Below are 25192 nucleotides of genomic sequence, written 5' to 3' on the forward strand. Positions count from 1 at the left end.
GGACGGGTGGAATCGCAGGAATAACCCCGGTGAGCCGGGTATCCGTGCGGTCCAACGTCTCAAGGGGGGGAAAGCATGTTGGGAATCAAACGCCTGGGCCTGCTGGCCGCGCTGGTGCTCGTGGGACTGGCGCCGGCCGCCGCGGCCCAGCCAGCGGCGCAGCCGTCGACGCAGGACACCCAGTACCTGCAGGCGGTGCACCAGGTGAACCTGTTCGAGATCACCGCGGGTAACCTGGCGCAGCAGAAGGGCCAGAATCAGCAGGTCAAGGACCTGGGCAAGATGTTCGTCACGGACCACACCCAGCTGGACCAGACGGTGCAGTCCACCGCCCAGCAGCTCAACGTCCAGCTGCCGTCCGACCCGACCGCCGACCAGCAGAAGGTCCTCGACCGGCTGAACAACCTGAGCGGCGCCGAGTTCGACAAGGCGTGGGTGACCGCCCAGTTGGCCGGCCACGTGCAGGCCATCCAGGCGACCCAGACCGAGATCTCGCAGGGTTCCGAGCAGTCGGTGGTCCAGATCGCCCAGGACGCCCTGCCGGTCCTCCAGGCGCACTACGACGCGCTGGTGGCCCTGGCCCAGACCCTGGGCGTCCCGGTCCCGCAGACCAGCGCCAGCGGCACGCCCAGCCCGGGCGGCACCACGTCGCCGGGTCCGGGTGGCACCGAGTCGCCGGCCCCGGGTGGCACCGGCACCGAGGAGCCCGCTCCGGGCACCACGGAGACCCCGGCGCCCGGCCAGAGCTGACGCGATACGGCCGACGGTGGCCGGTCCGCCCCACGGGGGCGGGCCGGCCACCCGCCTGCGGTCAGTCGGCGTTCGCCAGCCCGATCGCGAACGCCTCCTCCAGGTCGTGCTGGGAGTAGGCGCGGAACGCGATGTGCGACTCGGTGTTGATCACCCCGGGCACCTTGGAGATGCTGCCGGCGATGACCTGGGCGATCTGCTCGAACTCGCGGACCCGGACCATGGCGATCAGGTCGACGTGCCCGGCCACCGAGTAGACCTCGCTGACGCCGGGCAGGTTGGCCAGCGTCTCGGCCACCTCGGGAATGGAGTCGGTGGCGCAGTCGATCAGCACGATCGCGGTGATCACGGGACATTTCTCCGTTCGTCGGCGTCGAGGCCCATGCTAGAGGCTCAGCGGGTCACCGGGTCGCCGGGACGGTGAGGTCGCTGCCAGCCCGGATCACCTCGCTGAGGCGTTCCCCGGCGGCGACCGTCGCGCCGGGCCAGACGACCGACCGGTCCACCGCGCCGCGCACCACGGCGCCCGCCCCGACCACCGAGCGGGTCACCGGCCCGTCGACCGTCGCGGACGGGTCGACCAGGCCGCCGGGGCCGGCCGCGTGCAGGTTGGCGGCCAGGTAGTCGGCCGGGGTGCCGGTGTCGTAGAAGGTGCCCCGGTAGGGGAGCACGGTGAGCGCGCCGGCCGCCTCCGCCGGCCGCCAGACCGCCCGGACCAGGTCGCCGAAGGCCGCCGGCAGCTCCCGGACCAGCCGCCAGGGCAGCAGCGAGAACCCCACGAACCGGTGGCCGCTGAAGGTGCCGGGGGCCGCCGGGTCGTCCGCCGGCTGGCCGAGCAGGCGTACGCTCCGCCCGTCCCAGCCGTCCAGCAGCGCCGCCACGTCCGGCCCCGGCGGGGCGTCCGGGTCGGCCAGGTACGCGTCGGCGTTGCCGACCAGCACCCCCCGGCCGGCGATCCAGTCGCGCAGGTTGCCCAGCCCGCCGGCGGTGCCGAGCGGGTCGCCCGGCTCGACCGACAGGTGCGCGCGGGCGCCCACGTGCGCCACCACCTGCCCGCCCAGATAGCAGGCGTTCACCGCGACCCGGTCCGGCCCGACCAGGCCCAGCCCGGCCAGCCGGTCGAGCGCCCGGTCGAGCAGCGGCACGTTGCCGACCGGGCACAGCGCCTTCGGCAGGTGCGCGGTGAGCGGGCGCAGCCGGGTGCCCTCGCCGGCGGCGAGCACCACCGCGCAGACGTCCACGGCGGCCCGCCAGCCGGGCCCGGTCGCGGGAGCGGTCACGCGGCGGGTGGCGCCGCCGGCGGGACCTCACCCGCGCGCGGGCCGATGCCGTAGTAGCGGAGCAGGTTGGCGGTGGCCCGGCTCAGCCGGGGCAGGTCGTCCAGCGGGTGCCAGGCGGCCTCGAAGACCTCGGCGCCGTCCACCGCCAGCTCGGTGCGGGAGGCCGGCACCTCGGCCTCGAAGACCACGTCCACCCAGCCCTTGGCGTGCACCACGGCGTTCGGCACGGCCGGGCGGAGCCGCTCGGGGGAGAGCCGGATGCCAGACTCCTCGTACAGCTCGCGGGCCGCCCCGACCACCGGCGCCTCGCCGCGCTGCAGCAGACCGGCCGGGAGCGTCCAGCTGTGGCCGGGCGGCTGGCGCAGCAGCAGGATCCGCCCCGCCCCCTCGGCCTCGGTGTCCCGCACCAGGGTGACCGCGCCGACGATGTACTTCGGCACGGCCAGCCGGACCAGCCGGCGCCGCAGCGGGACCGGGAGCCGGTAGAAGATCTGGTAGCCGAGGGCCCGTCCGGTGGCACGCGCGCGGGGGATCATGCCTGTAAGGCTAGTGGCCGGGCGGCGCCGGTGGATGAGCGGAGCTCGCCTACTGCCGGTGGTCGACCAGATCGATCAGCTGCTGGACCACCGTGTCCGGCTCCACCGTGCGGTCGAAGACCGCCACGAGCAGGGTCTCCAGGTCGGGGTAGCCGAGTTCCTCGGAGAGCCGCAGCAGCGGCAGGTCGCTGGCCAGGCCCCGGTTGTGCTTGCGCAGCGCCAGGCCGATGGTGGCCCGGCCGAGGCGTACCTTGTCGGCGATCGAGATGCCCGGCTCGGTGTGCTCGGCGAACCAGCGGTTGATCTGCATCTGGGCGTGCGGGGACTTGACGAAGCCCAGCCACTCGCGGCGCGGCCCGCGCGGCGCCACGTCGACCTCGAAGCCGCTCTCCGCGTCGCTCTCGGTGAAGATCTCCACCACGTCGCCCTCCTCCAGCTCGGAGGAGAGCGGGGCCAGCCGGCCGTTGATCCGCGCGGCGAGGCAGTGGTCGCCCCGCTCGGTGCCCAGCTCGTAGGCGAGGTCGACCGGGGTGGCCCCGGCCGGCAGCACCACCTGCCGCCCGTCGGCGACCACCTGGATCTGCGCCTCGGCCAGGTCGCAGCGGAGCGACTCCATGAACTGGGTGGGGTCGACCGTCTCCTGCTCCCAGTCGAGCACCCGGCGCAGCCAGGCCAGCTCGTCGGCCCGGTCGCCCGACCGGCCGGTGGCGCGCGGGAATCGGTAGTGGGCGGCGACGCCGTATTCCGCCGCGCGGTGCATCTCCTCGGTGCGGATCAGCACCTCGACGGTCCGGTCCTGGGGACCGCAGACGCTGGTGTGCAGGGAGCGGTAGAGGTTGTTCTTCGGAGAGGCGATGAAGTCCTTGAAGCGACCCGGCACCGGCCGCCAGAGCCCGTGCACCGCGCCGAGCGCGGCGTAACAGTCGGTGGCCGGGCCGTCCACCACGATGGCGATGCGGGGCAGGTCGTAGGGGGCGGCGTGGTCGCCGGCCACCGTGTCCTTCCAGATCGAGTAGAGGTGCCGGGGACGGGGACCGACCTCGGCGTCCACCCGGCTGCGGCGCAGCGCCACCCGCGTCTTCGCCACCACGTCGTCCAGGTAGGCGTCCCAGCCCGGCCGGTCGTGCACGAACCGGGCGATCCGCGCGTGCTCCTCCGGCCGCAGGTGCAGCAGCACCACGTCGTCCAGCTCGCGTTTGAGGGTCTGGATGCCCAGCCGGTCGCAGAGCGGGACGAGCACCTCCTGGGTCTTGCGGGCGATCCGCTCCCGGGAGGCGGCCGAACGGACCCCGAGGGTGCGCATGTTGTGCAGCCGGTCGGCCAGCTTGATGATCAGCACGCGGACGTCCTTGCCGGCCGCCACGATCATCTTGCGGACGGTCTCCGCCTCGGCGGCCTTGCCGTAGAACGCCTTGTCGAACTTGGTCACCCCGTCGACCAGGTGGGCCACCTGGCGGCCGAAGTCCTCCTGGAGCGCCTGGAGGGTGTAGCGGGTGTCCTCGACGGTGTCGTGCAGCAGGGCGGCGACCAGCGTGGTGGTGTCCATCCCGAGGTCGGCGCAGATCTGGGCGACCGCCAGCGGGTGGGTGATGTACGGTTCGCCGCTCTTGCGGAACTGGCCGCGGTGCATGTTCTCGGCGATCGTGTAGGCCCGCCGCAGCACCGACGCGTCGGCGCTGGGATGGATGCCGCGATGGGCGCGGACCAGCGCGGTGACCGGGTCGCCGTCGGTGGTGGGCCAGGTGAGCAGGGAGCGCAGGCGGCGGGAGAGGGGCAGTTCGCCGGGCTGGGTCGGAAGGGCGCCGCCCAGGGCGGCGCCGTGTCCGGCGTCGACGTCCACCTGGGACACCTCCTCACCCCGGCCCCGGGTCGCCGAAGCCGGCAACCGGGAGCAGGCCCGCGAATCGGGCAGGACTGCACTTCTCTAACAGCCTAAGCGAGTTGACGTAGTCCGATCGGACACTTGGTCATGAGCGTTCGGTCGAGAGTTGGTGGGACGCCCCGTTTTCCGCCTTGGTCAACAGGTCCCGGAACCGGCCCGCGCCGGCGACCGGCGAGGCCCACCCCGCCGAGGTCTCCACCAGCCGGGTCTCCGGTCGCTCCAACCAGGACAGGATGCGCTCGGTCTCCTCGGCGGTGGCGGCCGGCACCGGGCCGTGCCCGGGCAGGACCGTCTCGGCGGTGGCCCGGATCGCGCTGATGGTCGGTCGCGGGTGGACACCCGGCGGGGACACCCCGGCACCGGCCAGCCGGCCGTGCCGCACCAGGGCCAGCTCCCAGCCGCCCCGGGCGGCCGGGCGTGCGGCGGCCAGCTCGGCGATGCCGGTCAGCGCGGCCAGCCGCTGCATCCGCACCGCCGCGCGCAGCACCGCGGCGAGCCGGCTGCGGACCACCGCGGCCTCCTCGTAGCGCCGGGCGTCGGAGAGCACCTCGATCCGGGCCAGCAGGGCGTCCACCACCACCTGCGGGTCGTCCCGGGTGGCGGTGCGGAACGGAACGGCGGCGCGGTGGTCGTACTCCTCGGGGGTGATCCGGTGCTCGCAGGGCGCCGGGCAGCGACCCAGCTCGGCCAGCGCGCAGGCCGGCATGGTGGTGCGCCGGGACAGCCGGTGGGTGCACTGGCGCAGCGGCACCGCGTCGTGGAACCCGGCGGCGGCCAGCTCGGCGGCCTGCTTCGAGCGGAACGGGCCGAGGTAGGCCGAGTCGGTGGGGGCCAGGTCGCGCACGATCGACAATCGGGGGTACGCCTCGTCGGTCAGCTTCAGCCAGACCTGGCGCTCGGGATACTTCGACCGCCGGTTGTACGGCGGCGCGTGCGCGGCGATCAGCCGCAGCTCGCGCACCTCGGCCTCCAGGGAATGGGCGCACTCGACGGCCTCCACCCGCTCGGCTGCGGCCAGCATCTCCGAGATCCGGGCCCGCTTCTCGGCGGCCGTGAAGTAGCTGCGCACCCGGGTGGCGATGTCGCCGGAGGTGCCGACGTAGAGCGGCCGGTCGTCGGCGGCCCGGAAGATGTAGACCCCGGGCACCTTCGGCAGCCCCTCGGCGAGGTGCCGCTTGCGGCGCTGGGTCGGGGTGACCGCCCGGGCGAACTCGATGGCCTCGCCGACGGTGTCGACCCGGTGCCCGCCGAGCCGGCCGATCAGCCCGTGCAGCACGTCGACGGTGGCCTTGGCGTCGTCCAGCGCCCGGTGGGTGGGCTGGGTGGCGGTGCGGAAGTAGGCCGCCAGGGTGCCCAGCTTGCGGTTGGGCACCTCGTCGCGGGTGAGCACCCGGCGGGCCAGCGCGGCGGTGTCCAGCACCCGCGGGTTGGGCCAGGAGTAGCCGTGCCGGGCGCAGGCGGCCTTGAGGAAGCCCACGTCGTAGGGCGCGTTGTGGGCCACCAGCACGGCGTCGGCGATGAACTCCAGGAAGCTCGGCAGCACCTGCTCGATCGGCGGGGCGGGGAGCAGCATGGCCTGGGTGATACCGGTCAGCACGGTGATGAACGGCGGGATCGGCACCCCCGGGTTGACCAGGGTGGCGAGCACGCCCAGCTCCTCGCCGCCGCGCACCTTCACGGCGCCGATCTCGGTGATCCCGCCGCCGTCCGGCGCGCCGCCGGTGGTCTCCAGGTCGACCACCACGAAGGTGGTCGCGTAGAGCGGCAGCGCGGGGTCGACCCCCGTGCCCGCCGCCCGGTCCAGGCCGGCCAGCGCCTCCTGGACGTACTCCGCTCGCGTCACCCGCGGCACGCTAGCGGCGGGGTCCGACACTCCCGTCCCACCAGTACCATTCGCTACCACGGCGGTAGGATGAGAGATCGGCTCACTCACCCGGCGGTGGGCCCGTTCGGGGTGGGAGACTTGCCACATGCCCCTCACCGAGCCGCACGACGACCACTCCTCCGCGGAGGAGCCGGTGGTCGGCGCGCTCGAGGCCGGTGAGAGCCCCTCGACCCCGCCGGAGCCGGAGCCGACCCTGCCCGAGCCGGTCCGGCAGCGGATCGTGGCGCTCACCGCCGCGGTGCTGCCCGGGCTGGCCGCCGACGAGGTGCCGGTGCCGCTGCGCCGGGTGGCCAAGTTCGCCCCCAACCGGCGCGCCCGGCTCGGCGCCCCGGCCATCGCCGCCCAGCTCACCGCCGACCCGCTGTTCCGGCAGCGGGTCACCGCCCGGGTGCTCGCCGACGCCGGCGACCTCGGCGCGGCCGTGGTGGAGGGGACCGCCCCGGCGGCCGCCGACCCGGTCGAGGTGGCCGCCCTGGCCTACCTGGCCCGGCCCCGCGGCTGGCGGGAGCTGATCGAGGCCAGCGGCGCCGCGGTGCGGGCCGAGGCGGACAGTGCGGTGGTGGCCGAGCTGGTCCGCGAGGCCGAGCAGCGGGCCACCCGCGCCGAGCACGACCGGGCGGTGGCCCGGGTGGAGGCGGAGAAGCTCCGCGACGAGCTCGCCCGGGTCCGCGAGGAGCTGGGCCAGCTTCGCGAGGAGGCCCGGCAGCTCGCCCGTACCCTGCGGGAGACCCAGGCCCGGGAGCGCAAGGCCACCGAGATGCTGGCCACCGAGCGGGGCCGCGCGGCCCGCGCGGCGGCCGACGCGGACGCCGAGCTGCGCCGCGCCCGGGCCCGGCTGGCCGAGGCGGAGGCCGCGGCCGGGGTGGCCCGGGTCAGCGCCAAGGAGGCCCGGTCGGTCGACGAGGCGAAGCTCTGGCTGCTGCTGGAGACCATCGGGCAGGCCGCCGTCGGGCTCCGCCGGGAGCTGGCCCTGGATCCGGTGGAGAAGCTGCCCGCCGACTTCGTCGCCGACGCGTTCGCCGACCAGTCGGCGGCCACCCCGGCCGGGGCCGCGGCCCGGGCGCGGGACACCGACGACCCGGCCCGGCTCGACCAGCTGCTCGCCCTGCCCAAGGCGCACCTGGTCGTGGACGGCTACAACGTCACCAAGCGGGGCTTCGGCGAGATGTCGCTGGAGCAGCAGCGCAAGCGGTTGATCAGCGGGCTGGGCGGGATCGCCGCGCAGACCGGCGACGAGGTCACCGTGGTCTTCGACGGCGCCGAGCGCATCCACGGGCTGCCGCCCACGCCGCGCGGGGTGCGGGTGCTCTTCTCCCGCAAGGGGGAGACGGCGGACGAGCTGATCCGCCGGCTGGTCCGCGCCGAGCCGGCCGGCCGGCCGGTGGTGGTGGTCTCCTCCGACCGCGAGGTCGCCGACGGGGTACGCCGGCACGGCGCCTACCCGCTCGGCGCGGACTCGCTGCTGCGGCGGCTCGCCCGGTCCTGAGGCCCGATGATCGGATTCGGGGTGGGTGCTGCCTCGTTGTCCGGTTCTGTCACACCCCCGGCCTAGCCTCGTGGTGACCGACGGTGGTGGTCCCTCTCCTGTCCGCCACCGGCCACGCGTCAGGAGGCGTTGATGCTCATCGACTGCGGCACCTGCGGGATCCGCGGCGCCGGGTGCTCCGGCTGCCTGGTGACCGCGCTGCTCGACACCGGCGCCGCGGCGGCCGACCTGGGCCCCGCCGAGCACCGGGCGATCGAGGTGTTCGCCCGGGCCGGGTTCGAGGTGCAGGTGCTGCCCGCCCCGCCCGCTCCCCGGAAGCCGGTCCGCCGCCGTCGCGTCGCCTGATCGCCCGCGGCACCGCGGCCACCCGGCACGCGCCGGGCCTTAGGATGGGCCCTCACGGCGGGAGGGGAGCGGCATGACGCGGGTACGGCGGGTGGGGCGGTGACCCCGCGTGGCTGGGCGGTGCTGACCCTGGCCGGGCTGGCCGTGGCGCTGCTTCTCGCGGCGGCGCTGCTGATCCCGTGGAGCCGGCCGCCGGCGCCCCGCGCCGACCAGCTCGCGGCGCTGCGCGCGCTTCCCGTCGAGCAGGTGGCCCGGGGCCGGGCCTTCCACGGCGCGCTGCGCCCGGCCGGCTGGTCGGCGCTCGCCGTCGGCCTGGTGGTGGCCCTGGTGCTCGGGCTCACCCCGCTCGGCGGCCGCCTGGTCGAGCTGGCCGGGCGGCCCTTCGGCGGCCACTGGACCGCCCAGGCGGTGCTCGGCGGGCTGGCCGTGATGTTCCTCGCCGACCTGCTCACCCTGCCCTTCGCCGCCTGGCGGCAGACCGTGCTGACCCGCTACGGGCTGAGCACCCAGGGCTGGGGCGGCTGGGCGGTCGACCTGCTCAAGTCGTACGCGGTCAGCGCGGTCATCGGCGCGCTCGTCCTGCTCGGTTTCTACACGGTGGTCCGGCTCGCCCCGCGCTGGTGGTGGGCGTTCGGCGCGGCCGGCGCCGCCGCGCTGGTGGTGCTGCTGTCGTTCGTGCTGCCGGTGCTGGTCGAGCCGGTGTTCAACCGGTTCACCCCCATGGAGCCCGGCCCGCTGCGCACCGAGCTGACCAGCCTGGCGGCCCGGGACGGGGTGCCGGTCCGCGACGTGCTGGTCGCCGACGCCTCGCGGCGGACCCGGGCGGTCAACGCGTACGTCTCCGGCCTGGGGCCGACCCGGCGGGTGGTCGTCTACGACACCCTGCTGCGCGAGGCCGACCCGGCGGAGGTGACCAGCGTGGTCGCCCACGAGCTGGGGCACGCCAAGGACCGGGACGTCTGGACCGGCACCCTCATCGGGGCGCTGGGCGCCGCCGCCGCGGTGGTGGCGCTCTACCTGATCGGCTCCTGGACGCCGCTGCTGCGGCTGGCCGGCGTCGACTCGATCGCCCAGCCCCGGGCGTTCCCGCTGCTGATCGCGCTGGTCACGGTGGCCGGCCTGGTGGCCACGCCGGTGCAGGCGCTGGTCTCCCGGCGGGTGGAGGCCCGCGCCGACGCGCACGCGCTGGCGCTCACCGGCGACCCGGCCACCTTCGAGGCGATGCAGCGCCGGCTGGCCGGGGTCAACCTGTCCGACCCCGACCCGCCCCGCTGGGAATACCTCTGGTCCGCGTCCCACCCGTCCACCGTGGAGCGGATGGCCGCCGCCCGCGCCTACGCCAGGGAGTCCGGCGGATGAGCCGCACCTTGCTGATCACCAACGACTTCCCGCCCCGCCCCGGCGGCATCCAGTCGTTCGTGCACAACCTGGCGGTGCGCCAGCCACCGGGCTCGGTGGTGGTCTACGCGTCGAGCTGGCGCGGCGCCGCCAAGTTCGACGCCGACCAGCCGTTCGAGGTGGTCCGGGAGCGCACCAAGGTGCTGCTGCCCACCCCGCTGGTGGCCCGCCGGGCGGCGCGGCTGGCGCGGGCGTACGACTGCGACACGGTGTGGTTCGGCGCGGCAGCTCCGCTGGGGCTGCTCGCGGCGGGGTTGCGCCGGCGGGCCGGGATCCGCCGGGCGGTGGCGCTCACCCACGGGCACGAGGCCGGCTGGGCCACGCTGCCCGGCGCCCGGTCGGCGCTGCGCCGGATCGGGCGGGGCGTGGACGTCACCACCTACCTCGGCGAGTACACCCGGGTCCGGCTGGCCCGGGTGCTGGACGGGGTGACCGAGCTGCGCCGGCTCGCCCCGGGGGTCGACGTGGACACCTACCACCCGGGCGTCGACGGTGAACGGGTGCGGCTGCGGCTGGGGCTGGCCGACCGGCCGGTCGTGGTGTGCGTCTCGCGCCTGGTGCCGCGCAAGGGGCAGGACATGCTCATCCGGGCGATGCCGGAGATCCGGCGCCGGGTGCCGGACGCCGCGCTGCTGGTCGTCGGCGGCGGCCCCTACCGGGCGACGCTGGAGAAGCTGGCCCGGCAGACCGGGGTGGAACGCGACGTGGTGTTCACCGGCTCGGTGCCCTCGGCCGAGCTGCCCGCCCACTACGCGGCCGGCGACGTCTACGCGATGCCCTGCCGGACCCGCAACCGGGGCCTCGACGTCGAGGGCCTGGGGATCGTCTACCTGGAGGCCAGCGCGACCGGGCTGCCGGTGGTGGCCGGCGACTCCGGTGGCGCGCCGGACGCGGTCCGCGAGGGTGAGACCGGATACGTGGTCCGCGGCCGGGACGTGGCCCAGCTCGCCGACCGGGTGGCCACCCTGCTCGCCGACCGGGACCTGGCCCGCGAGTTCGGCGCGGCCGGCCGGGCCTGGGTGGAGCGTGAGTGGCGCTGGGAGACCCAGGCCGAGCGGATGGCCGGCCTGCTCGCCGGCTGACCCCGGCCCGGGAGCCGGGCCGGGGTCACGAACACGAGCGGGTCAGGTGCGAGCCAGGGCCGGCTCCGCCGGGGCCGGCCGCGGCGACCGCCGGGCGAGGCGCCCCGGCCACCAGGTGCGCACGCCGAGGTCCAGGGTCAGCGCCGGGATCAGCAGGCTGCGCACCAGCAGGGTGTCGAGCAGGATGCCGACCGCCACGATGACGCCCATCTGCACCGACGGCACCAGCGGCAGCACCAGCAGCGCGCCGAAGGTTGCGGCCAGCACCACGCCCGCGCTGGTGATCACCCCGCCGGTGACGGTCAGCGCGCGCAGCACGCCCGGCCGGTGCCCGATCCGGGCGACCTCCTCCCGAGCCCGGGTCATCAGGAAGATCGTGTAGTCCACCCCGAGCGCCACCAGGAACAGGAACGCCTGCAACGGGACCCCGACGAAGAGCCGGGGGTGGCCCAGGGCGTCGAGCAGCAGTCCGGCCGCCCCCATGGCGGCCGCGTAGGACAGCACCACGCTGGCCATCAGCAGCAGCGGCGCGACCAGCGACCGGAGCAGCAGCACCAGGATGACCAGGACGACCGCGAGCACCAGCGGGATGACCACCCGGTTGTCCCGGTTCACCGTGCGCTCCTCGTCGAGCAGCGTGGCGGTCCGCCCGCCGACCAGGGCCCGCGCGTCGGGCACCGCGTGCACGGCGGTCCGCAGCCGGGTCACCGTGTCCCGGGCGGCGTCGCTGTCCGGCGCGCCGGCGAGCACGGCCGGCACCCGGACCCACCGGCCGTCCGCCGAGCGCTCCGGCGCGCCGACCTCGGCGACGCCCGGCACCGCGCGGGCGGCGGCCACCACCCGGTCGGCCGTACCGGCGGCGGCCAGGATCTCGGCGGGCGCGGCCGAGCCGCCCGGGTAGTGGGCGGCGATCAGCCGCTGCCCGGCGACCGAGCCGACCTCGGTGGTGAACGACTCGTCGTCGGGCAGACCCAGGCCGAGGTTGCCGATGCCCAGGGTCAGCGCGGCCAGCGCGGCGGCGGTGCCGAGCCAGACCGCCCGGGGCCGGCCGGCGACCACGCCGGCGATCCGGCGCCACACCCCGTGGTCGGCGGCGCGGTCCCGGGTGTCGGCGCCGGGGGCGTACCGGGGCACGAACGGCCAGAACAGCCAGCGGCCGCACAGCACCAGCACCGCCGGCAGCAGGGTGGTCATGGCCAGCAGCGCCGCGGCGATGCCGACCGCGCCGACCGGACCCAGGCCGCGGGTGGCCGGCAGGTCGGCGGCGAGCAGGCACAGCAGTCCGATCGCGACGGTCGCCGCCGAGGCGCAGACCGCGCCGGCCGAGCGGCGCAACGCGACCGCCATGGCGGCGTGCCGGTCGGCGTGCCGGCGCAGCTCCTCCCGGTAGCGGGCGATGAGCAGCAGGGCGTAGTCCACCCCGACGCCGAAGACCAGCACGGTGAGGATGGTCTGGCTCTGGAAGTCGACGGCCAGCCCGGCGTGCCGGGCCAGCAGGTAGACCACCGCCCCGGCGAGCTGGTTGGCGACGGCCACCGCGACCAGCGGGATCAGCCACAGCACCGGGCTGCGGTAGGTGACCAGCAGGAGCAGGGCGACGGTGAGCGCGGTGGCCAGCAGCAGCGCGCCGTCCATTCCGGAGAACGCGTCGAATACGTCGTGCTCGGCGGCCGCCTCCCCGGTCAGCGCGGTCCGCAGGCCGGGTGGCGCGCCGTCGGCCAGCCGGTCCTTGAGCGCGCCGACCGCCTCGGCGCGCCGCTCGTCGTCGAGGCTGACCGGCAGGGAGAGCAGCAACGCCCGGCCGTCGGCGGAGGCCACCGGCGGGGACACCGTGCCGCCGTCGGCGTACCGGGCGAAGGCGGCGCGGTCGGCGTCGACCCGGGCCCGGTCGGCCGGGGTGAGCCCGGTGTCGCGGACGTACACGGCGACGGCCAGGGGGTGCCGCGAGTCGGGGAAGGCCGCCTCGGCCCGCTGCGCGGCCCGGCTGCTCTCGGCGCCGGCCGGCAGCGCGCCGAGCGTCGAGTTGTCCTGCACCTCGCCGAGCTTGACGGCGAGCGGGCCGGCCGCCACGAGCAGCGCCAGCCAGAGCAGGAGGACCGCGTACTTGCCGCGGCGGCCGGCGGGCAGGCCGGCCAGGCGTTGCGGGGACATCCGAATTCCCTTTCGTCGTCACGGTTGCGGGGTCGGCGACCCCTGCCTCCGATCCTTCGGCCCGGGCCGGCGCGGGTCAGGGGTGCCAGCGCGCCGCCCGGGGTGGTGCCAGCACCACCGGTCCCGCGCCACCCGTGCCGCAGAATGGGGCCGTGGACGGCGTACGCGGACTGCTCCGCACCTGGATCCGGCCCGGCGCGGTCACCGCCGCGCAGGGGCTGCTGATCGCCCTGCTGTCGTTGGCCACGCACGTCGCGCTCTTCGTGCTGTCCCTGGTGTCGCTGCTGCTCATCCCGGTGTTCGGCGTGGGGTTCGCGCTCTTCCCGGTGGTCACCGCGCTGGTCCGGCTCTGCGTGGGGCTGCACCGCCGGCTGGCCCGGTGGGGCGGGGTGGAGATGGCCACGCCCTACCTGCCGGCGCCGGCGGGGGCGCAGTTCGGCACGTGGCGGCGGTTCCGCTGGGTCGTGGGTGACCCGGCCACCTGGCGCGACCTGTCCTGGCTGCTGCCCGGCGCGGTCACCGGCGCGGTCTGCCTGGCCGCCTTCGTCCTGCCGGTGTACGGCCTGGAGGGCGTGCTCGGACTCCCACTGGTGCTGCACCTGACCGTCGGCTTCGGCTACGGCCCGTTCTGGCCGATCGACAACCTCTTCGAGGCGCTGCTCTGCTTCCCGCTGGGCGCGCTGTTCCTGGTCGGCGGGCTCGCCGCGGGGCGCTGGCTGGTCTGGCTGCACCTGGCCTTCGCCCGGTTCTTCCTGCCGCCGACCCGCACGGCCGAACTGGCGCTGCGGGTCCGCCAGCTCACCGTCACCCGGGCCGAGACGGTGGACGCGCAGGCGGCCGAGCTGCGGCGGATCGAGCGGGACCTGCACGACGGGGCGCAGGCCCGGATCGTCGCGCTGAGCATGAGCATCGGCCTGGCCGAGCAGCTCGTGGGGGACGACCCGGAGGCGGTGCGGCGGCTGCTCGCCGAGGCGCGGGAGACCAGCGGGCAGGCCCTGGCCGAGCTGCGCGGGCTGGTACGCGGCATCCACCCGCCGGTGCTCGCCGAGCGCGGCCTGGCGGGCGCCGTACGCGCGCTGGCGCTGGCCGTGCCGCTGCCGGTGGCGGTGACCGTCGACCTGCCGGGCCGCCCGGCCGCCCCGGTGGAGTCCGCCGCGTACTTCGCGGTGGCGGAGGGGCTGGCGAACGTGAGCAAGCACAGCGGTGCGTCCCGGGCCTGGGTCGAGCTGGGCCACACCGACGGGCGGCTGACGATCGTGGTCGGTGACGACGGGCGTGGCGGTGCCGACCCGGCGGCGGGCAGCGGCCTGGCGGGGATGGGGCGCCGGCTGGCCGCGTTCGATGGGACGATGGTGGTGACCAGTCCGGCCGGTGGGCCCACCGTCATCAGCATGGAGCTGCCGTGCGAGTTGTCATCGCCGAGGATCTCGCCCTCCTCCGGGACGGGCTGATCCGCATCCTGGAGGCGTTCGGCTGCCAGGTGGTCGCGGCCGTCGACAACGGACCCTCGGTGCTGCCCGCGCTGACCGCGCACCGCCCGGACGTCGCGGTGCTCGACGTGCGGCTGCCGCCCACCTTCACCGACGAGGGGTTGCAGGCCGCCATCCGGGCCCGCGCCGAGATCCCCGGGCTGCCGATCCTCGTGCTGTCCCAGCACGTCGAGCAGCTCTACGCCCGGGAGCTGCTCTCCGACCGGCTCGGCGGGGTGGGCTATCTGCTCAAGGACCGGGTGTCCCACGTGGACCAGTTCGTCGACGCGGTCCGCCGGGTGGCCGCCGGCGGCACGGTGATGGACCCGGAGGTGGTCGCCCAGCTGCTGGCCAGCCGGTCCGGGGCGGGGCCGCTGGACGAGCTGACCCCCCGGGAGCGGGAGGTGCTGGGCCTGATGGCCGAGGGCCGCTCCAACGCGGCGGTCGCGGCCCGGCTCTTCGTCACGGAGAAGGCGGTCAACAAGCACATCAACAACATCTTCAGCAAGCTGCGGATGCCGCCGTCCAGCGACGACAACCGGCGGGTGCTGGCCGTGTTGGCGTACCTGCACGGGGAGGACGGCCGGCGGCCGCGTACCCCGGCCTGACCGGGCTCAGGAGGCGGTGTCGGTCAGGGCGGGGGAGCGGCCCAGGTGCGGCACGGCCGGTCCGGGGCGGCCGAAGTGCCAGCCCTGCCCGGCGTCGCAGCCGATGGCGCGCAGCCGGTCCGCCTGGTCGGCGGTCTCCACCCCCTCGGCGGTGACGGTCAGGCCGAGGGCGTGCGCCAGGGAGACCAGCGAGGCGAGGATCCGCTCGTCGGTGCGGCTGCCCGGGTCGTCGGCCGGGGCGCGCAGCCCGGCCACGAACTCGCCGGCCACCTTCAGCTCGCTCACCGGCAGGTCCCGCAGGTACGCCAGGTTGCAGTAGCCGGTGCCGAAGTCGTCGATGGCCACCCGCACGCCCAGGTCGGCCAGCACCCGCAGGGCCCGGACCGGCTCCGCCACGGTGCTCATCATGGTGCTCTCGGTGATCTCCAGCTGCAGCCGTTCGGCGGGCAGGCCGGTGCGCCCCAGCACGCCCTGCACCTCCTGCACCAGCCCGGGCCGGTGCAGCTGGCGGACGGCCAGGTTGACGCTGACGAACGGGGCCTCGGCCGCCCCGGCCGCCCAGGTCCCCGCCTCGCGGCACGCTTCGGCGAGCACCCAGCTGCCGAGCCGGACGATCAGGCCGGTCTCTTCGGCGAGCGGGATGAAGCTGTCCGGGCGGAGCACACCCAGCTCCGGGTGGCGCCAGCGGACCAGCGCCTCCATGCCGACCACCCGGCCGTCCCGCAGCCCGGTCAGCGGCTGGTAGTCGAGGTAGAACTCGCCCCGGTCCAGCGCCGTGGGGATCGCCGCGGAGAGGGCGTAGCGGGCCAGCTCGCGGCGGTTGCGGTCGGCGTCGAAGATCGACCAGCGGGCCCCGCCGGCCGCCTTGGCCCAGTGCAGGGTGCTGTCCGCCGCGCGCATCAGCTCCATCGGCGAGGTGCCGGCCACCTGCCGCTCCACGATGCCGACGCTGGCCGACACGGTCAGCTCGTGCCCGTCGACCAGCGCCGGCTCGCTCACCGCCGCCAGGGCCGCCTCGGCCACCTTGACCACGTCCTCCGTGCAGCCGGTGCGCTCGACCAGGATGACGAACTCGTCGCCGCCGAGCCGGGCCACCAGGTGCTCGCCGAGGGCCCGCCGCAACCGCCGCGCCACCGAGACCAGCAGCGAGTCGCCGACCTGGTGGCCGAGGGAGTCGTTGACCACTTTGAACCGGTCCAGGTCGAGGAAGCAGACCCCGATCCGGTCGGCGCCCCGCCCGGGCGCCGTGATCGCGGTGGTGAGCCGCTCGGTGAACAGGGTGCGGTTGGGCAGGTCGGTCAGCGGGTCGTGGGTGGCCTGGTGCCGGAACCGGGCCTCGCTCTCCCGCAGCGCCCGTTCGGCCTGCGCCCGGGCCATCATGGCGGCCCGCCGGATGGCCTCCTGCTCGTCGAGCGTGCGGTCGCGCAGGGCGCGGGCGTACCCGGTGGCGACGGTGGCGAGCAGCCGGGCCATCCGGTCCTCGACGTCGTCGACGGCCAGGTCGAGGTCCCGCACCAGGCGGAGCTGGATCACCTCGATGGTGCGGCCGAGCCCTTCGGCCGAGGCGATGTGCGCCTGCACCAGCTCCGCCCCGACCTGCTGGCCGATCCGCAGGTCGAACGGGTCGGTGCGCAGCGCCAGCGCCAGCCGTTCGGTGAGCCGCTGGAGCAGCGCCTCCAGCTGGGCCTGGGTCATCGGCAGGTAGCTGGTCCCGGAGACCGCCTTGGCCCAGGCCCGGGCGAAGGCGCCGGGGCGGGAGCAGGTGGTGGCGGTGGGCCCGTCGTCACCCACCGAGCCGCCCGACCCCGCCCATGAAGACCGCCTGCGCGGCGTTCTCCGCCTGCTCCGGGGTGTCCGGCCGCCACTGCGGGACCCAGACCACACCCGGGTCGACCAGCTCGAAGCCGGCGAAGAGCGCGGACAGCTCGGCCCGGCTGCGGAAGAAGAGTTGGTTGTCGGTGCGCCGGTAGACCCGCTCGGCCTCGGCCCGCTCGCCGGTGCCGGCCCGGCCGTCGTCGCTGGCCTGCGACATCACCAGGTAGCTGCCGGGGGCCAGCGCCGCGCGCAGCGTCCGCAGGATCTCCTCCGGGCGGTCCGCGTCCGGGATGAAGTGCAGCACCGCCACGATCATCACGGCGACCGGCTGGGAGAAGTCCAGCAGCTTCCGGACCTCGGGATGGCGCAGGATCGCCTCCGGCCGGCGCAGGTCCTCCTGGACCACCGCGGCCCGGTCGTTGCCGGCCAGGATCTCCTGGCTGTGCGCCACGGCGACCGGGTCGACGTCGACGTAGACCACCCGGGACTCCGGGTCGATCCGCTGGGCGATCTCGTGCACGTTGCCGACGGTCGGGATGCCGGAGCCGATGTCGAGGAACTGGCGTACCCCGGAGTCGGCCAGGAACTGCACCGCCCGGCGGAGGAAGGCCCGGTTGGCCTGGGCCATCAGCGGGGCCTCCGGCACCGCCTCCACCATGGCCCGGGCCGCGGCCCGGTCGGCCGCGAAGTTGTGGGAGCCGCCGAGGTAGTAGTCGTACATGCGGGCCACGCTGGGGCGCTCGATGTCGATAGTCTCGGGTGCCCAGTCCGGCCGCTGCATGCGCTTGCCCCTTTGTGTCGGCGACGCGCGGGGGTCACCGCCGCGCGGATCACCCGGGTATTCTGCCCGCCCGGCGTCGCCGTGCAAAGACCACCGTCGCTACGCGTCCGGCCCCTCACCGTACGCGGTCACGGGTGCCCGGAATGCCGGAGAGGCCCGCGTCCGGGGTGCGGACGGGGCCTCTCCGGCGTCGAGTTGGTGCGACGCCGTCAGAACTTCGGGGCGTCGGGGGCCTCCAGCAGCCCCAGCCGCAGCGCGGTCATCAGCGCCTGGGCGCGGTTGGCGGCGCCGAGCTTCTCGTAGAGCTTCGAGATGTGCGTCTTGGCGGTCGACTCGCTGACGAACAGCTGCTTGGCGATGCCGGCCACGCTCATGCCGTCGGCCAGCAGCCGCAGCACCTGACCCTCGCGGGGGGACAGCTGCGGGCCGGACGGGGCCAGCCGGCGCTTCATCGCCTCGGCCAGGTCGGCCGCGGTGAACGCGCTGGGGGAGGAGGCGGCGTGCCGGGCGGCGGCCACGACCTCGTCGGCCGGGGCGGTCTTCGGCACGAACGCGCTCGCCCCCGCCTCCAGGGCGCCGAAGAGCTGGTCGTCGCCGGCGTACATGGTGAGCACCACGATGCCCATGGACGCGCTGGACTTGCGCAGGGCGCGCGTCGCCTCCAGGCCGCTGCCGTCGGGCAGCCGCAGGTCCATGATCACCACGTCCGGCTGGAGCGCGCCGGCCTGGCGCACACCCTCCGCGGCCGTGGCGGCCTCGCCCACGACCTCGAACTGCCGGTCCCGCTCGAAGGCGTGCCGCAGACCCTTGCGGATCAAATCGTGATCGTCGACAAGGAGGACCTTGGTCCGGGTGGCCGGTGTCGGGCTAGTGGTCATCCTCGGGTTACTCCCCTTCTGCTGCTGCGCTGCCGCGCACCTTATCGCGCCGGGGCGAGGAGCCGAGTACCACCGCCACGGTAGTGCCGCTGGGTTGCCGCGGCCTGATCTCCAACCGGCCCCGGATACGTTCCGCCCTCTCGGCCATGATCGCAAGACCGTAGTGCCCGTCGGGGCGCTGGTCACCGATGCCGTGACCGTCATCCGACACTTCGATCTGAGCGTACGGGGGATCCACCTCACAGGTAACCCACAGGTTCGCCGCCCCGGCGTGCTTGCGGGCGTTGGTCACCGCCTCCTGCGCGATGCGCAGCAGTTCGGCCTCGGTGGCGGCGGGCAGCCGGGCGGTGGACTCGTCCAGGGACAGGTGCACCCGCAGGCCGCCGGAGGCGCCGACGGTGCGGGCGTACTCGGCGATGGCGGCGGCCAGGCCACCGTGCCGGTCCACCTCGCTGCGCAGCTCGAACAGGCTCAGCCGCAGCTCGGTGATCACGCGGGTGACCTCCTGGCGCAGGGTGCGCAGCGAGTCGGCGGTCTCCTCGGCGTCCTCGTGCACCGTGGCCAGGGCGTTGTCGATGCCGTACCCGACCATGACCAGCTCCTGGGCGACCCCGTCGTGGATCTCCCGGGCCAGCCGCTGCCGCTCCTCGTTGGTGGCCAGCGAGCGCACCTCGTCGAAGAGCAGCGCGGCCTCCAGGCGTAGCGCGGCCGGGCCGGTCAGCGCGGTCACCCGGGACACCACCGGCGGCGGGTACGCGTGCGCGGTGTCCGCCTCGATGACCACCAGGCCGACCGTGCGCACCCCGGCCACCAGCGGCACGATCAGCGCCGAGACCTCGCCGGAGGCCCGGGAGCGGGCCTGCGAGCGGGTCGAGGTGGTCGGCTGCTGGCTGGCCCAGGCGTCGGCGATGGCCGAGTCGGCGTCGAGCGTGGTCTCCCAGTCCACCCGGTCGGCGCCGATCTGGGCGAGCACCACGAGCCGGCCGCCCCCGCTGGCCGACAGCACCGCGCCCCGGTCGGTCTTGGCCACGACCCGCAGCTCCTCCAGCAGGTGCTCGGAGATGCCGCCCGGGTCCAGGGTGGCGCCGGGGAGCTGGCGTGCGACCGTGCGCAGCTGGGTGAGCAGCCGGGTGGCCTCCGCGTACGGCTGGGGCTTGCCCTCGCCGCGGACCCGCATCACCCGCTGGAGCGTGCCGGCGGTGTAGAGGCCGAGGCCGGCCAGGATCAGCCACTGCGCGCAGACCGCCAGGTAGCCGAGCTGACCGAGCTGCGGCTCACCGGCGACCTCGGTGAAGGCCGCGCTAACCAGCAGGGTGGCCGCCGCCACCACGAGCAGCGCCGCGCCCTCGCGGAACCGGCGGCGCAGCGCGGTCACGGTGACCGGCACGGCGAGGTACGGCAGCACCGCCGAGGCGCCCAGCCCGCCGGTCACCCCGGTGAGGTGGGTGTCGGCGGCGACCTGGCTGGCGGCCAGCCCGAGGACCATCACCTCGGCGAAGCGGCTGATCGGGGCGAGCAGCCGGTGCTGCGGGGCCAGCACGGCGGGCAGCCCGGCGACGCCGAGCAGGGCGATCCACCACAGCTGCGCGGCGTCGCGGGTGGCGAACAGGGTCAGGGCGGCGACCAGCGCGAGGATGACCGCGCGCGCCGCGGCCGCGAGGGGCTGCGTCGGCGGTTGGCTGGGTGTCGAGGCGGGCACCTGACGGATGGTAGTCAGCCTCGGTAGATATCGGCGATCTCCGCCGCGTACGTCTTGTGCACGACCTGCCGCTTGACCTTGAGCGAGGGGGTCAGCTCGCCGGTCGCCTCGGTGAAGTCCTGCGGCAGGATCCGGAACACCTTGATCGCCTCGGCCTTGGAGACCGCCTGGTTGGCCTGGTCGACCGCGGCCTGCACCTCGGCCCGCAGCGTCTCGTCCTCGCGCAGCTCGGCCACGGTGGTGGCCTCGGGGCGGCCGTGCGCGGCCAGCCACTTCGGCAGCGCCTCCTCGTCGATGGTGACCAGGGCCGCGATGAACGGCTGCCGGTCGCCGACCACCACGCACTGGCTGACCAGCGGGTGCGCCCGGACCTGGTCCTCCAGCACCGCCGGCGCGACGTTCTTGCCGCCGGCGGTCACGATGATCTCCTTCTTGCGGCCGGTGATGGAGAGGTAGCCGTCCTCGTCGAGCTGGCCCAGGTCGCCGGTGCGGAACCAGCCGTCGGCGCTCACCGCCTCGGCGGTGGCCGCCTCGTTGTGCCAGTAGCCCCGGAAGACGATCTCCCCGGAGATCAGGACCTCGCCGTCGTCGTCGATCCGGATGGTGACGCCGGGCAGCGGCCGGCCGACCGTGCCGATCCGGGTGTGCCCGGGCAGGTTCGCGGCGGCGGCCGGCGCGGTCTCGGTGAGGCCGTAGCCCTCGCAGATGGTCACCCCGATGCCCCGGAAGAAGTGCCCGAGCCGGGCGCCGAGCGGGGCGCCGCCGGAGATCGCGTCCCGGCAGCGGCCGCCCAGCGCCGCGCGCAGCTTGCGGTAGACCAGCTTGTCGAAGAGCGCGTGCTGGGCGCGCAGGCCCAGGCCCGGGCCGTCGGGGGTCTCCAGCGCCTCGCTGTAGGCGATGGCGACCTTCTCGGCCCGGTCGAAGATCTTGCCCTTGCCGTCGGCCTCGGCCTTCTGCCGCGCGCCGTTGTAGACCTTCTCGAAGACCCGGGGTACGGAGAGCACGAAGGTCGGCTTGAACTCCTGCAGCTCGCCGACCAGGCTCTTGGTGTCCGAGCAGTGCGCCATGGTGGCCCGGGCCTGCACCACGCCGACCTGGATGAGCCGGGCGAAGGCGTGCGCCAGTGGCAGGAAGAGCAGGGTGGAGGCGCCCTCGCGGAACAGGTTCGGCAGCACTGGCACGGCGTTGGCGATGTCGGCGTAGATGTTGCGGTGGGTCAGCACGCAGCCCTTGGGGCGGCCGGTGGTGCCACTGGTGTAGATGATGGTGGCGACGTCGTCGGCCTTCAGGGTCGAGCGGCGTACCTCGACCTCGGCCGGGTCGACCGACGCGCCGGCCGCGACCAGCTCGTCGACCGCGCCCAGCTCGATCTGCCAGACCTCGCGCAGCTCGGGCAGCCGGTCGCGGACCCCCGCGACCAGGGTGGCGTGCCCGGTGTTCTCCACCACGACGGCGACCGCGCCGGAGTCGGAGAGGATCCAGGCCGCCTGTTCCGCGCTGGAGGTCTCGTAGATCGGCACGGTGACCGCGCCGGCCGCCCAGATCGCGTAGTCGAGCAGCGTCCACTCGTAGCGGGTGCGGCTCATCAGCCCGACCCGGTCACCGGGGGACACGCCGGCCGCGACCAGACCCCGGGCCACGGCGACGACCTCGTCGCGGAACTGCCGGCAGGTCACGTCGATCCAGGCGCCACCCGTGCCCGCGGCGCGGCGGACGAACTGCACGGCGTCGGGGGCGACCTCGGCATTGTCCCAGACCGGGTCGGTCAGGTTGGCCGCGTCGCCGACGGTGACGATCGGCGGAACGGAGAACTCGCGCACCTGCACTCCCTCGTGCTCGCACTGGCCGGGGCGGCCGTGGTCGGCTCAGTCGAAACCTACCCGTACGCCCCGGGGGATGAGGTAGGGAGGTTGCCTGCCCGGCAGGTGGGACACCGGCGCGCCGCGACGGGCGGGGGTGGAGCGGCGCACGCCCGCCCGTCGCCGGGTAGCCTCCCCCCATGGCGGACTCCTCCACCCAGTCGATCGTCGTCGGCGCGTCACCGGACCGGGTGGCGGCCGTCATCTGCGACTTCCCCCGCTACCCGGAGTGGACCGAGGCGGTGCGCCGGGCCGACGTGATCGAGGAGTACGAGGACGGCTACGCCAGCCAGGTCCGGTTCACCATCGACGCGGGCGTGATGGCCGACGAGTACGTGCTGGCGTACGAGTACGCCGAGGACATCTCCCGGATCGAGTGGCACCTCGTGGCGCCCTCGAAGATGCAGAAGTCCCAGCGCGGGTCGTACGACATGGTCGGCAACCCGGACGGAACGACCACGGTGACCTACACCCTCGAGGTGGAGCTTTCCGTGGGGATGCTCGGCATGTTTCGCCGCAAGGCCGAGAAAATGATCATGGACGCGGCGTTGAAGCAGCTCAAGCGCCGGGTAGAAGCACTCGGTGCGGCCCACTGACCCGACCGTCGTCCCGGTTGTCACGCTGGAGGAGCCGAACCATGGGCACCACTGATCCGGGTTCGGCCCGGGAAGAGGCCGAGCGCCTCGTCGCCATGCTGCTGGCCACCGCGAAGCTGGCGGCCGCCACGCCCGGAGCCGGTCCCTGGGGTCCGCTCGGTGGGATCCTGTCGAGTGTCCTCGGTCACAGCCCGGGCGGCACGGGCGCGGGCGACGGGTCGTCCGCCCCGTCCGGCGGCGGCGCGGGCTTCGCCACCGGATCGCCGGAATGCTGCGTCTGCCCGGTCTGTCGGGGTATCGCCGCGTTGCGCGACCCGAGTCCCGAATTCGCCGAGCGGCTCGCCACCGGCGCCGGCGACCTGGCCGCCGGGGTGGCCAGCCTGCTGCGGGCCTTCGCCCCGGCCGACCCCGCCGGCCCGACGGCGGCCGGCGGGCCCGGCGGGGCGACCGCCGGGACCGCGGCGGGGGACCACGTGTGGCGCGAGGCGACCCGTACCGGGCATGATTCTCAGCCGGCACCCGAGCAGGACGTGTGGTCCGCCGCCACCCGGGGGGAGGGCGCGGCCGATGCGGGTGCCGTCGACGGCTCCAGGTCGCGGCGTGGCGTCAGCCTCGCCGAGCCGGAGTCGTCGGAGCCGCCCGCCGATGCCGCCGGGCCGGACGTGCCGGCGCCGAGCCGGCCGCCGGCCGGCCGGCCCGTGGTGCCCGCCTCGCGGGCGTCCGGCGAGGTGGGCGAGGACGCACCAGGCGACGGGGCCTGACCCACCGGACATCCCGGGACCGCACGGCCGGTTCGGCCGGGGCCGGGCAGCACAGCAGAGGGGAGTGGCAGCGGTGACGCTGACCATCGGAGTCGACGTCGGTGGCACGAAGGTGGCCGGCGGTGTCGTGGACGACACCGGCAAGGTTCTCGTGCAGGCCCGACGGGACACCCCCGCCGACGACGTGGCCAAGACTCGCGACGTCATCATCGAGCTGGTCAGCGAGCTGGCCACCGGCCGGACCGTCGACGCGGTCGGCATCGGCGCGGCCGGCTGGATCGACGCCTCCCGCTCCACCGTGCTCTTCGCCCCCAACCTGGCCTGGCGGGACGAGCCGCTGCGCGAGTACGTCAGCAACGCCACCGGCCTGCCCGTGATCGTGGAGAACGACGGCAACGTCGCGGCCTGGGCGGAGTTCCGCTACGGCGCGGCCCGGGACGCCGACGACTCGATGGTGATGTTCACGATCGGCACCGGCGTGGGCGGCGGCATCGTGCTCGGCGGCGAGCTGGTCCGCGGGGCCAACGGCATCGCGGCCGAGCTGGGGCACATGCTCACCGTGCCGGACGGCCACCAGTGCGGCTGCGGCCGGCTGGGCTGCATCGAGCAGTACGCCAGCGGCAGCGCCCTGGTCCGCTTCGCCCGCGCCGCGGCCCGCCAGGAGCCGCACCGGGCCACCGCCCTGCTGGAACTGGCCGGTGGCGAGGCCGAGGGCATCTCCGGGCCGATGGTGACCGCCGCCGCGAAGGGCGGCGACCCGGTCTCCGCCGAGGCGTTCGCCCAGGTCGGCCGCTGGCTCGGCACCAGCCTCGCGGACATGGCGCAGATCCTCGACCCGCAGGTGCTGGTGGTCGGCGGTGGTGTGATCGACGCCGGCGACCTGCTGCTCGGCCCGACCCGCCGGTCGTTCACCGACGCGCTGGCCCAGCGCAGCCGCCTGCCCGTCGCCGAGGTGCGCCCGGCCGAGCTGGGCAACACCGCCGGTGTCATCGGCGCGGCCGACCTGGCCCGGCGGATCTGACGTGCCGGCAGCAGGCGTGCCGCTGCGGGTGGTGTCCTACAACATCCACAGCCAGCGGGACGACACCGCCGCGCTGGCCGAGGTCGTCCGGGCGGCCGAGCCGGACGTGGTGATCGTCCAGGAGGGGCCGCGGCGGTTCCGGTGGCGGCAGAAGTGCGCCACGCTGGCCGACTCGTTCGGGCTGGTCGTCGCGGCCGGCGGCCTGCCGTCGCTGGGCAACGTGCTGCTGACCAGCCTGCGCGTCCGGGTGACGGCCACCCGCTGCCAGCGCTACCCGTTGACCCCGGGGCGGCACCTGCGCGGCGCCGCGTACGCCGAGTGCCTCGTGGGTGGCGCCCGGTTCCTGCTGGCCGGCTCCCACCTCTCCACCGATCCGGCGGAGCGGCCGGCCCAGGCGGCGGCGTTCAAGCGGGAACTGGCCGCCGCGACGCTGCCCGTGGTGGCCGGCGCCGACCTCAACGAGGGGCCGGACGGGCCGGCGTGGCGAACCGTCGCGGAGGGACTGACCGACGCGGCGGTCGCGATGGACCGGGCCGACCGGCACACCTACTCCTGCGCGAACCCCCGCCGGCGCATCGACGCCCTCTTCGTGGACCCGCGCGTCACGGTCGTCGACTACGACGTGGTGGACACCCCGCGGACGCGGCAGGCCAGCGACCACTTCCCGGTCCTGGTGGACCTGTTGCTGCCCGCCGGCGACTGACGCCCCCGCCTCATCGCACCGGCCACCTGCCCGCGCCGCCCGCGCCGTCCAGCGCCGGCCCCGCGCCGTCCCGCGCCACCCTGCGGGCGTCGCGGGACACGAGCAGTAGCGGTGTGACGGACGGTGACATCTCCGCCGTCAGGCCTCCACCCGCCGCCCAGCCTTTGCTCTGCAGCCAAATGCGCATCGGTTACCTTGCGTGATCAT

At 75.1% G+C, this 25192-nt stretch carries 22 protein-coding genes; 11 read left to right on the plus strand and 11 right to left on the minus strand.

Annotated elements, in window-relative coordinates:
• The first annotated feature begins 75 nt into the window (after positions 1 to 75).
• A complete protein-coding gene (locus tag IEY96_RS12990) occupies positions 76 to 750 on the plus strand; it encodes a DUF4142 domain-containing protein (RefSeq protein ID WP_189195068.1) in 675 nt (224 codons plus the stop codon).
• A 61-nt stretch (positions 751 to 811) separates the two neighbouring features.
• Here the strand turns inward: IEY96_RS12990 and IEY96_RS12995 are convergent, their stop codons facing one another.
• The 5 genes from IEY96_RS12995 to IEY96_RS13015 form a co-directional block, all read right to left on the minus strand.
• On the minus strand, positions 812 to 1099 hold the full coding sequence (locus IEY96_RS12995) for an Lrp/AsnC family transcriptional regulator (protein ID WP_091122500.1): 288 nt from the start codon (positions 1097 to 1099) through the stop codon (positions 812 to 814).
• Positions 1100 to 1151: 52 nt separating this feature from the next.
• The gene (locus IEY96_RS13000; protein ID WP_229791573.1) at positions 1152 to 2030 is read right to left on the minus strand and encodes a nucleotidyltransferase family protein; all 879 of its coding nucleotides are present in this window, start codon (positions 2028 to 2030) and stop codon (positions 1152 to 1154) included.
• A complete protein-coding gene (locus IEY96_RS13005) occupies positions 2027 to 2566 on the minus strand; it encodes an NUDIX hydrolase (RefSeq protein ID WP_189195069.1) in 540 nt (179 codons plus the stop codon). Before IEY96_RS13005 ends, IEY96_RS13000 begins: the two co-directional genes overlap by 4 nt.
• Before the next feature lie 49 nt (positions 2567 to 2615).
• Positions 2616 to 4406: a RelA/SpoT family protein gene (locus IEY96_RS13010; RefSeq protein WP_189195277.1), complete on the minus strand. Its 1791-nt coding sequence runs from the start codon at positions 4404 to 4406 to the stop codon at positions 2616 to 2618.
• Between the two features lie 127 nt (positions 4407 to 4533).
• A complete protein-coding gene (locus IEY96_RS13015) occupies positions 4534 to 6291 on the minus strand; it encodes a DEDD exonuclease domain-containing protein (protein WP_189195070.1) in 1758 nt (585 codons plus the stop codon).
• 127 nt (positions 6292 to 6418) lie between these two features.
• Here IEY96_RS13015 and IEY96_RS13020 point away from each other — a divergent pair, with 127 nt between their 5' ends.
• From IEY96_RS13020 to IEY96_RS13035, 4 genes are all read left to right on the plus strand, one after another.
• The gene (locus IEY96_RS13020; protein ID WP_189195071.1) at positions 6419 to 7819 is read left to right on the plus strand and encodes an NYN domain-containing protein; all 1401 of its coding nucleotides are present in this window, start codon (positions 6419 to 6421) and stop codon (positions 7817 to 7819) included.
• A 132-nt stretch (positions 7820 to 7951) separates the two neighbouring features.
• Positions 7952 to 8164 (plus strand): hypothetical protein, encoded by a 213-nt coding sequence (locus IEY96_RS13025; RefSeq protein ID WP_189195072.1) that lies wholly within the window; start codon positions 7952 to 7954, stop codon positions 8162 to 8164.
• 99 nt (positions 8165 to 8263) lie between these two features.
• On the plus strand, positions 8264 to 9523 hold the full coding sequence (locus tag IEY96_RS13030; protein WP_189195073.1) for a M48 family metallopeptidase: 1260 nt from the start codon (positions 8264 to 8266) through the stop codon (positions 9521 to 9523).
• On the plus strand, positions 9520 to 10644 hold the full coding sequence (locus IEY96_RS13035) for a glycosyltransferase family 4 protein (protein ID WP_189195074.1): 1125 nt from the start codon (positions 9520 to 9522) through the stop codon (positions 10642 to 10644). The genes IEY96_RS13030 and IEY96_RS13035 overlap by 4 nt, the downstream gene beginning before the upstream one ends.
• A 42-nt stretch (positions 10645 to 10686) precedes the next feature.
• Here the strand turns inward: IEY96_RS13035 and IEY96_RS13040 are convergent, their stop codons facing one another.
• Entirely contained in the window at positions 10687 to 12795 is a 2109-nt protein-coding gene (locus IEY96_RS13040) for an MMPL family transporter (RefSeq protein WP_189195075.1), read from the minus strand.
• A 152-nt stretch (positions 12796 to 12947) separates the two neighbouring features.
• Here IEY96_RS13040 and IEY96_RS13045 point away from each other — a divergent pair, with 152 nt between their 5' ends.
• A complete protein-coding gene (locus IEY96_RS13045; protein WP_229791574.1) occupies positions 12948 to 14246 on the plus strand; it encodes a sensor histidine kinase in 1299 nt (432 codons plus the stop codon).
• Positions 14198 to 14872, plus strand: a complete 675-nt coding sequence (locus tag IEY96_RS13050) for a LuxR C-terminal-related transcriptional regulator (protein WP_189195076.1) — start codon at positions 14198 to 14200, stop codon at positions 14870 to 14872. The genes IEY96_RS13045 and IEY96_RS13050 overlap by 49 nt, the downstream gene beginning before the upstream one ends.
• 6 nt (positions 14873 to 14878) lie before the next feature.
• Here the strand turns inward: IEY96_RS13050 and IEY96_RS13055 are convergent, their stop codons facing one another.
• The 5 genes from IEY96_RS13055 to IEY96_RS13075 form a co-directional block, all read right to left on the minus strand.
• Positions 14879 to 16567: a putative bifunctional diguanylate cyclase/phosphodiesterase gene (locus IEY96_RS13055; protein ID WP_229791593.1), complete on the minus strand. Its 1689-nt coding sequence runs from the start codon at positions 16565 to 16567 to the stop codon at positions 14879 to 14881.
• A gap of 88 nt (positions 16568 to 16655) precedes the next feature.
• A complete protein-coding gene (locus IEY96_RS13060) occupies positions 16656 to 17468 on the minus strand; it encodes an SAM-dependent methyltransferase (RefSeq protein ID WP_189195078.1) in 813 nt (270 codons plus the stop codon).
• 209 nt (positions 17469 to 17677) lie between these two features.
• Positions 17678 to 18346 carry a response regulator transcription factor gene (locus IEY96_RS13065; protein ID WP_007072219.1) on the minus strand — a complete coding sequence of 223 codons (669 nt, stop codon included), beginning with the start codon at positions 18344 to 18346 and terminating at the stop codon, positions 17678 to 17680.
• Between the two features lie 7 nt (positions 18347 to 18353).
• Positions 18354 to 20045: a sensor histidine kinase gene (locus IEY96_RS13070; protein WP_189195079.1), complete on the minus strand. Its 1692-nt coding sequence runs from the start codon at positions 20043 to 20045 to the stop codon at positions 18354 to 18356.
• A gap of 14 nt (positions 20046 to 20059) precedes the next feature.
• Complete coding sequence (locus IEY96_RS13075) at positions 20060 to 21865, minus strand: AMP-dependent synthetase/ligase (RefSeq protein WP_189195080.1); 1806 nt, start codon at positions 21863 to 21865, stop codon at positions 20060 to 20062.
• 179 nt (positions 21866 to 22044) lie between these two features.
• On the opposite strand from IEY96_RS13075, the gene IEY96_RS13080 reads away from it, so the two are divergent.
• From IEY96_RS13080 to IEY96_RS13095, 4 genes are all read left to right on the plus strand, one after another.
• Positions 22045 to 22500 (plus strand): SRPBCC family protein, encoded by a 456-nt coding sequence (locus IEY96_RS13080; protein ID WP_189195081.1) that lies wholly within the window; start codon positions 22045 to 22047, stop codon positions 22498 to 22500.
• Between the two features lie 41 nt (positions 22501 to 22541).
• Positions 22542 to 23261 (plus strand): hypothetical protein, encoded by a 720-nt coding sequence (locus IEY96_RS13085; protein WP_189195082.1) that lies wholly within the window; start codon positions 22542 to 22544, stop codon positions 23259 to 23261.
• A 73-nt stretch (positions 23262 to 23334) separates the two neighbouring features.
• Positions 23335 to 24282: an ROK family glucokinase gene (locus IEY96_RS13090; RefSeq protein WP_189195083.1), complete on the plus strand. Its 948-nt coding sequence runs from the start codon at positions 23335 to 23337 to the stop codon at positions 24280 to 24282.
• Position 24283: 1 nt separating this feature from the next.
• On the plus strand, positions 24284 to 24985 hold the full coding sequence (locus IEY96_RS13095; RefSeq protein WP_189195084.1) for an endonuclease/exonuclease/phosphatase family protein: 702 nt from the start codon (positions 24284 to 24286) through the stop codon (positions 24983 to 24985).
• Positions 24986 to 25192: the final 207 nt, after the last annotated feature.

This window comes from Micromonospora fulviviridis (assembly GCF_014648395.1).
Taxonomy (GTDB): Bacteria; Actinomycetota; Actinomycetes; order Mycobacteriales; family Micromonosporaceae; genus Micromonospora; species Micromonospora fulviviridis.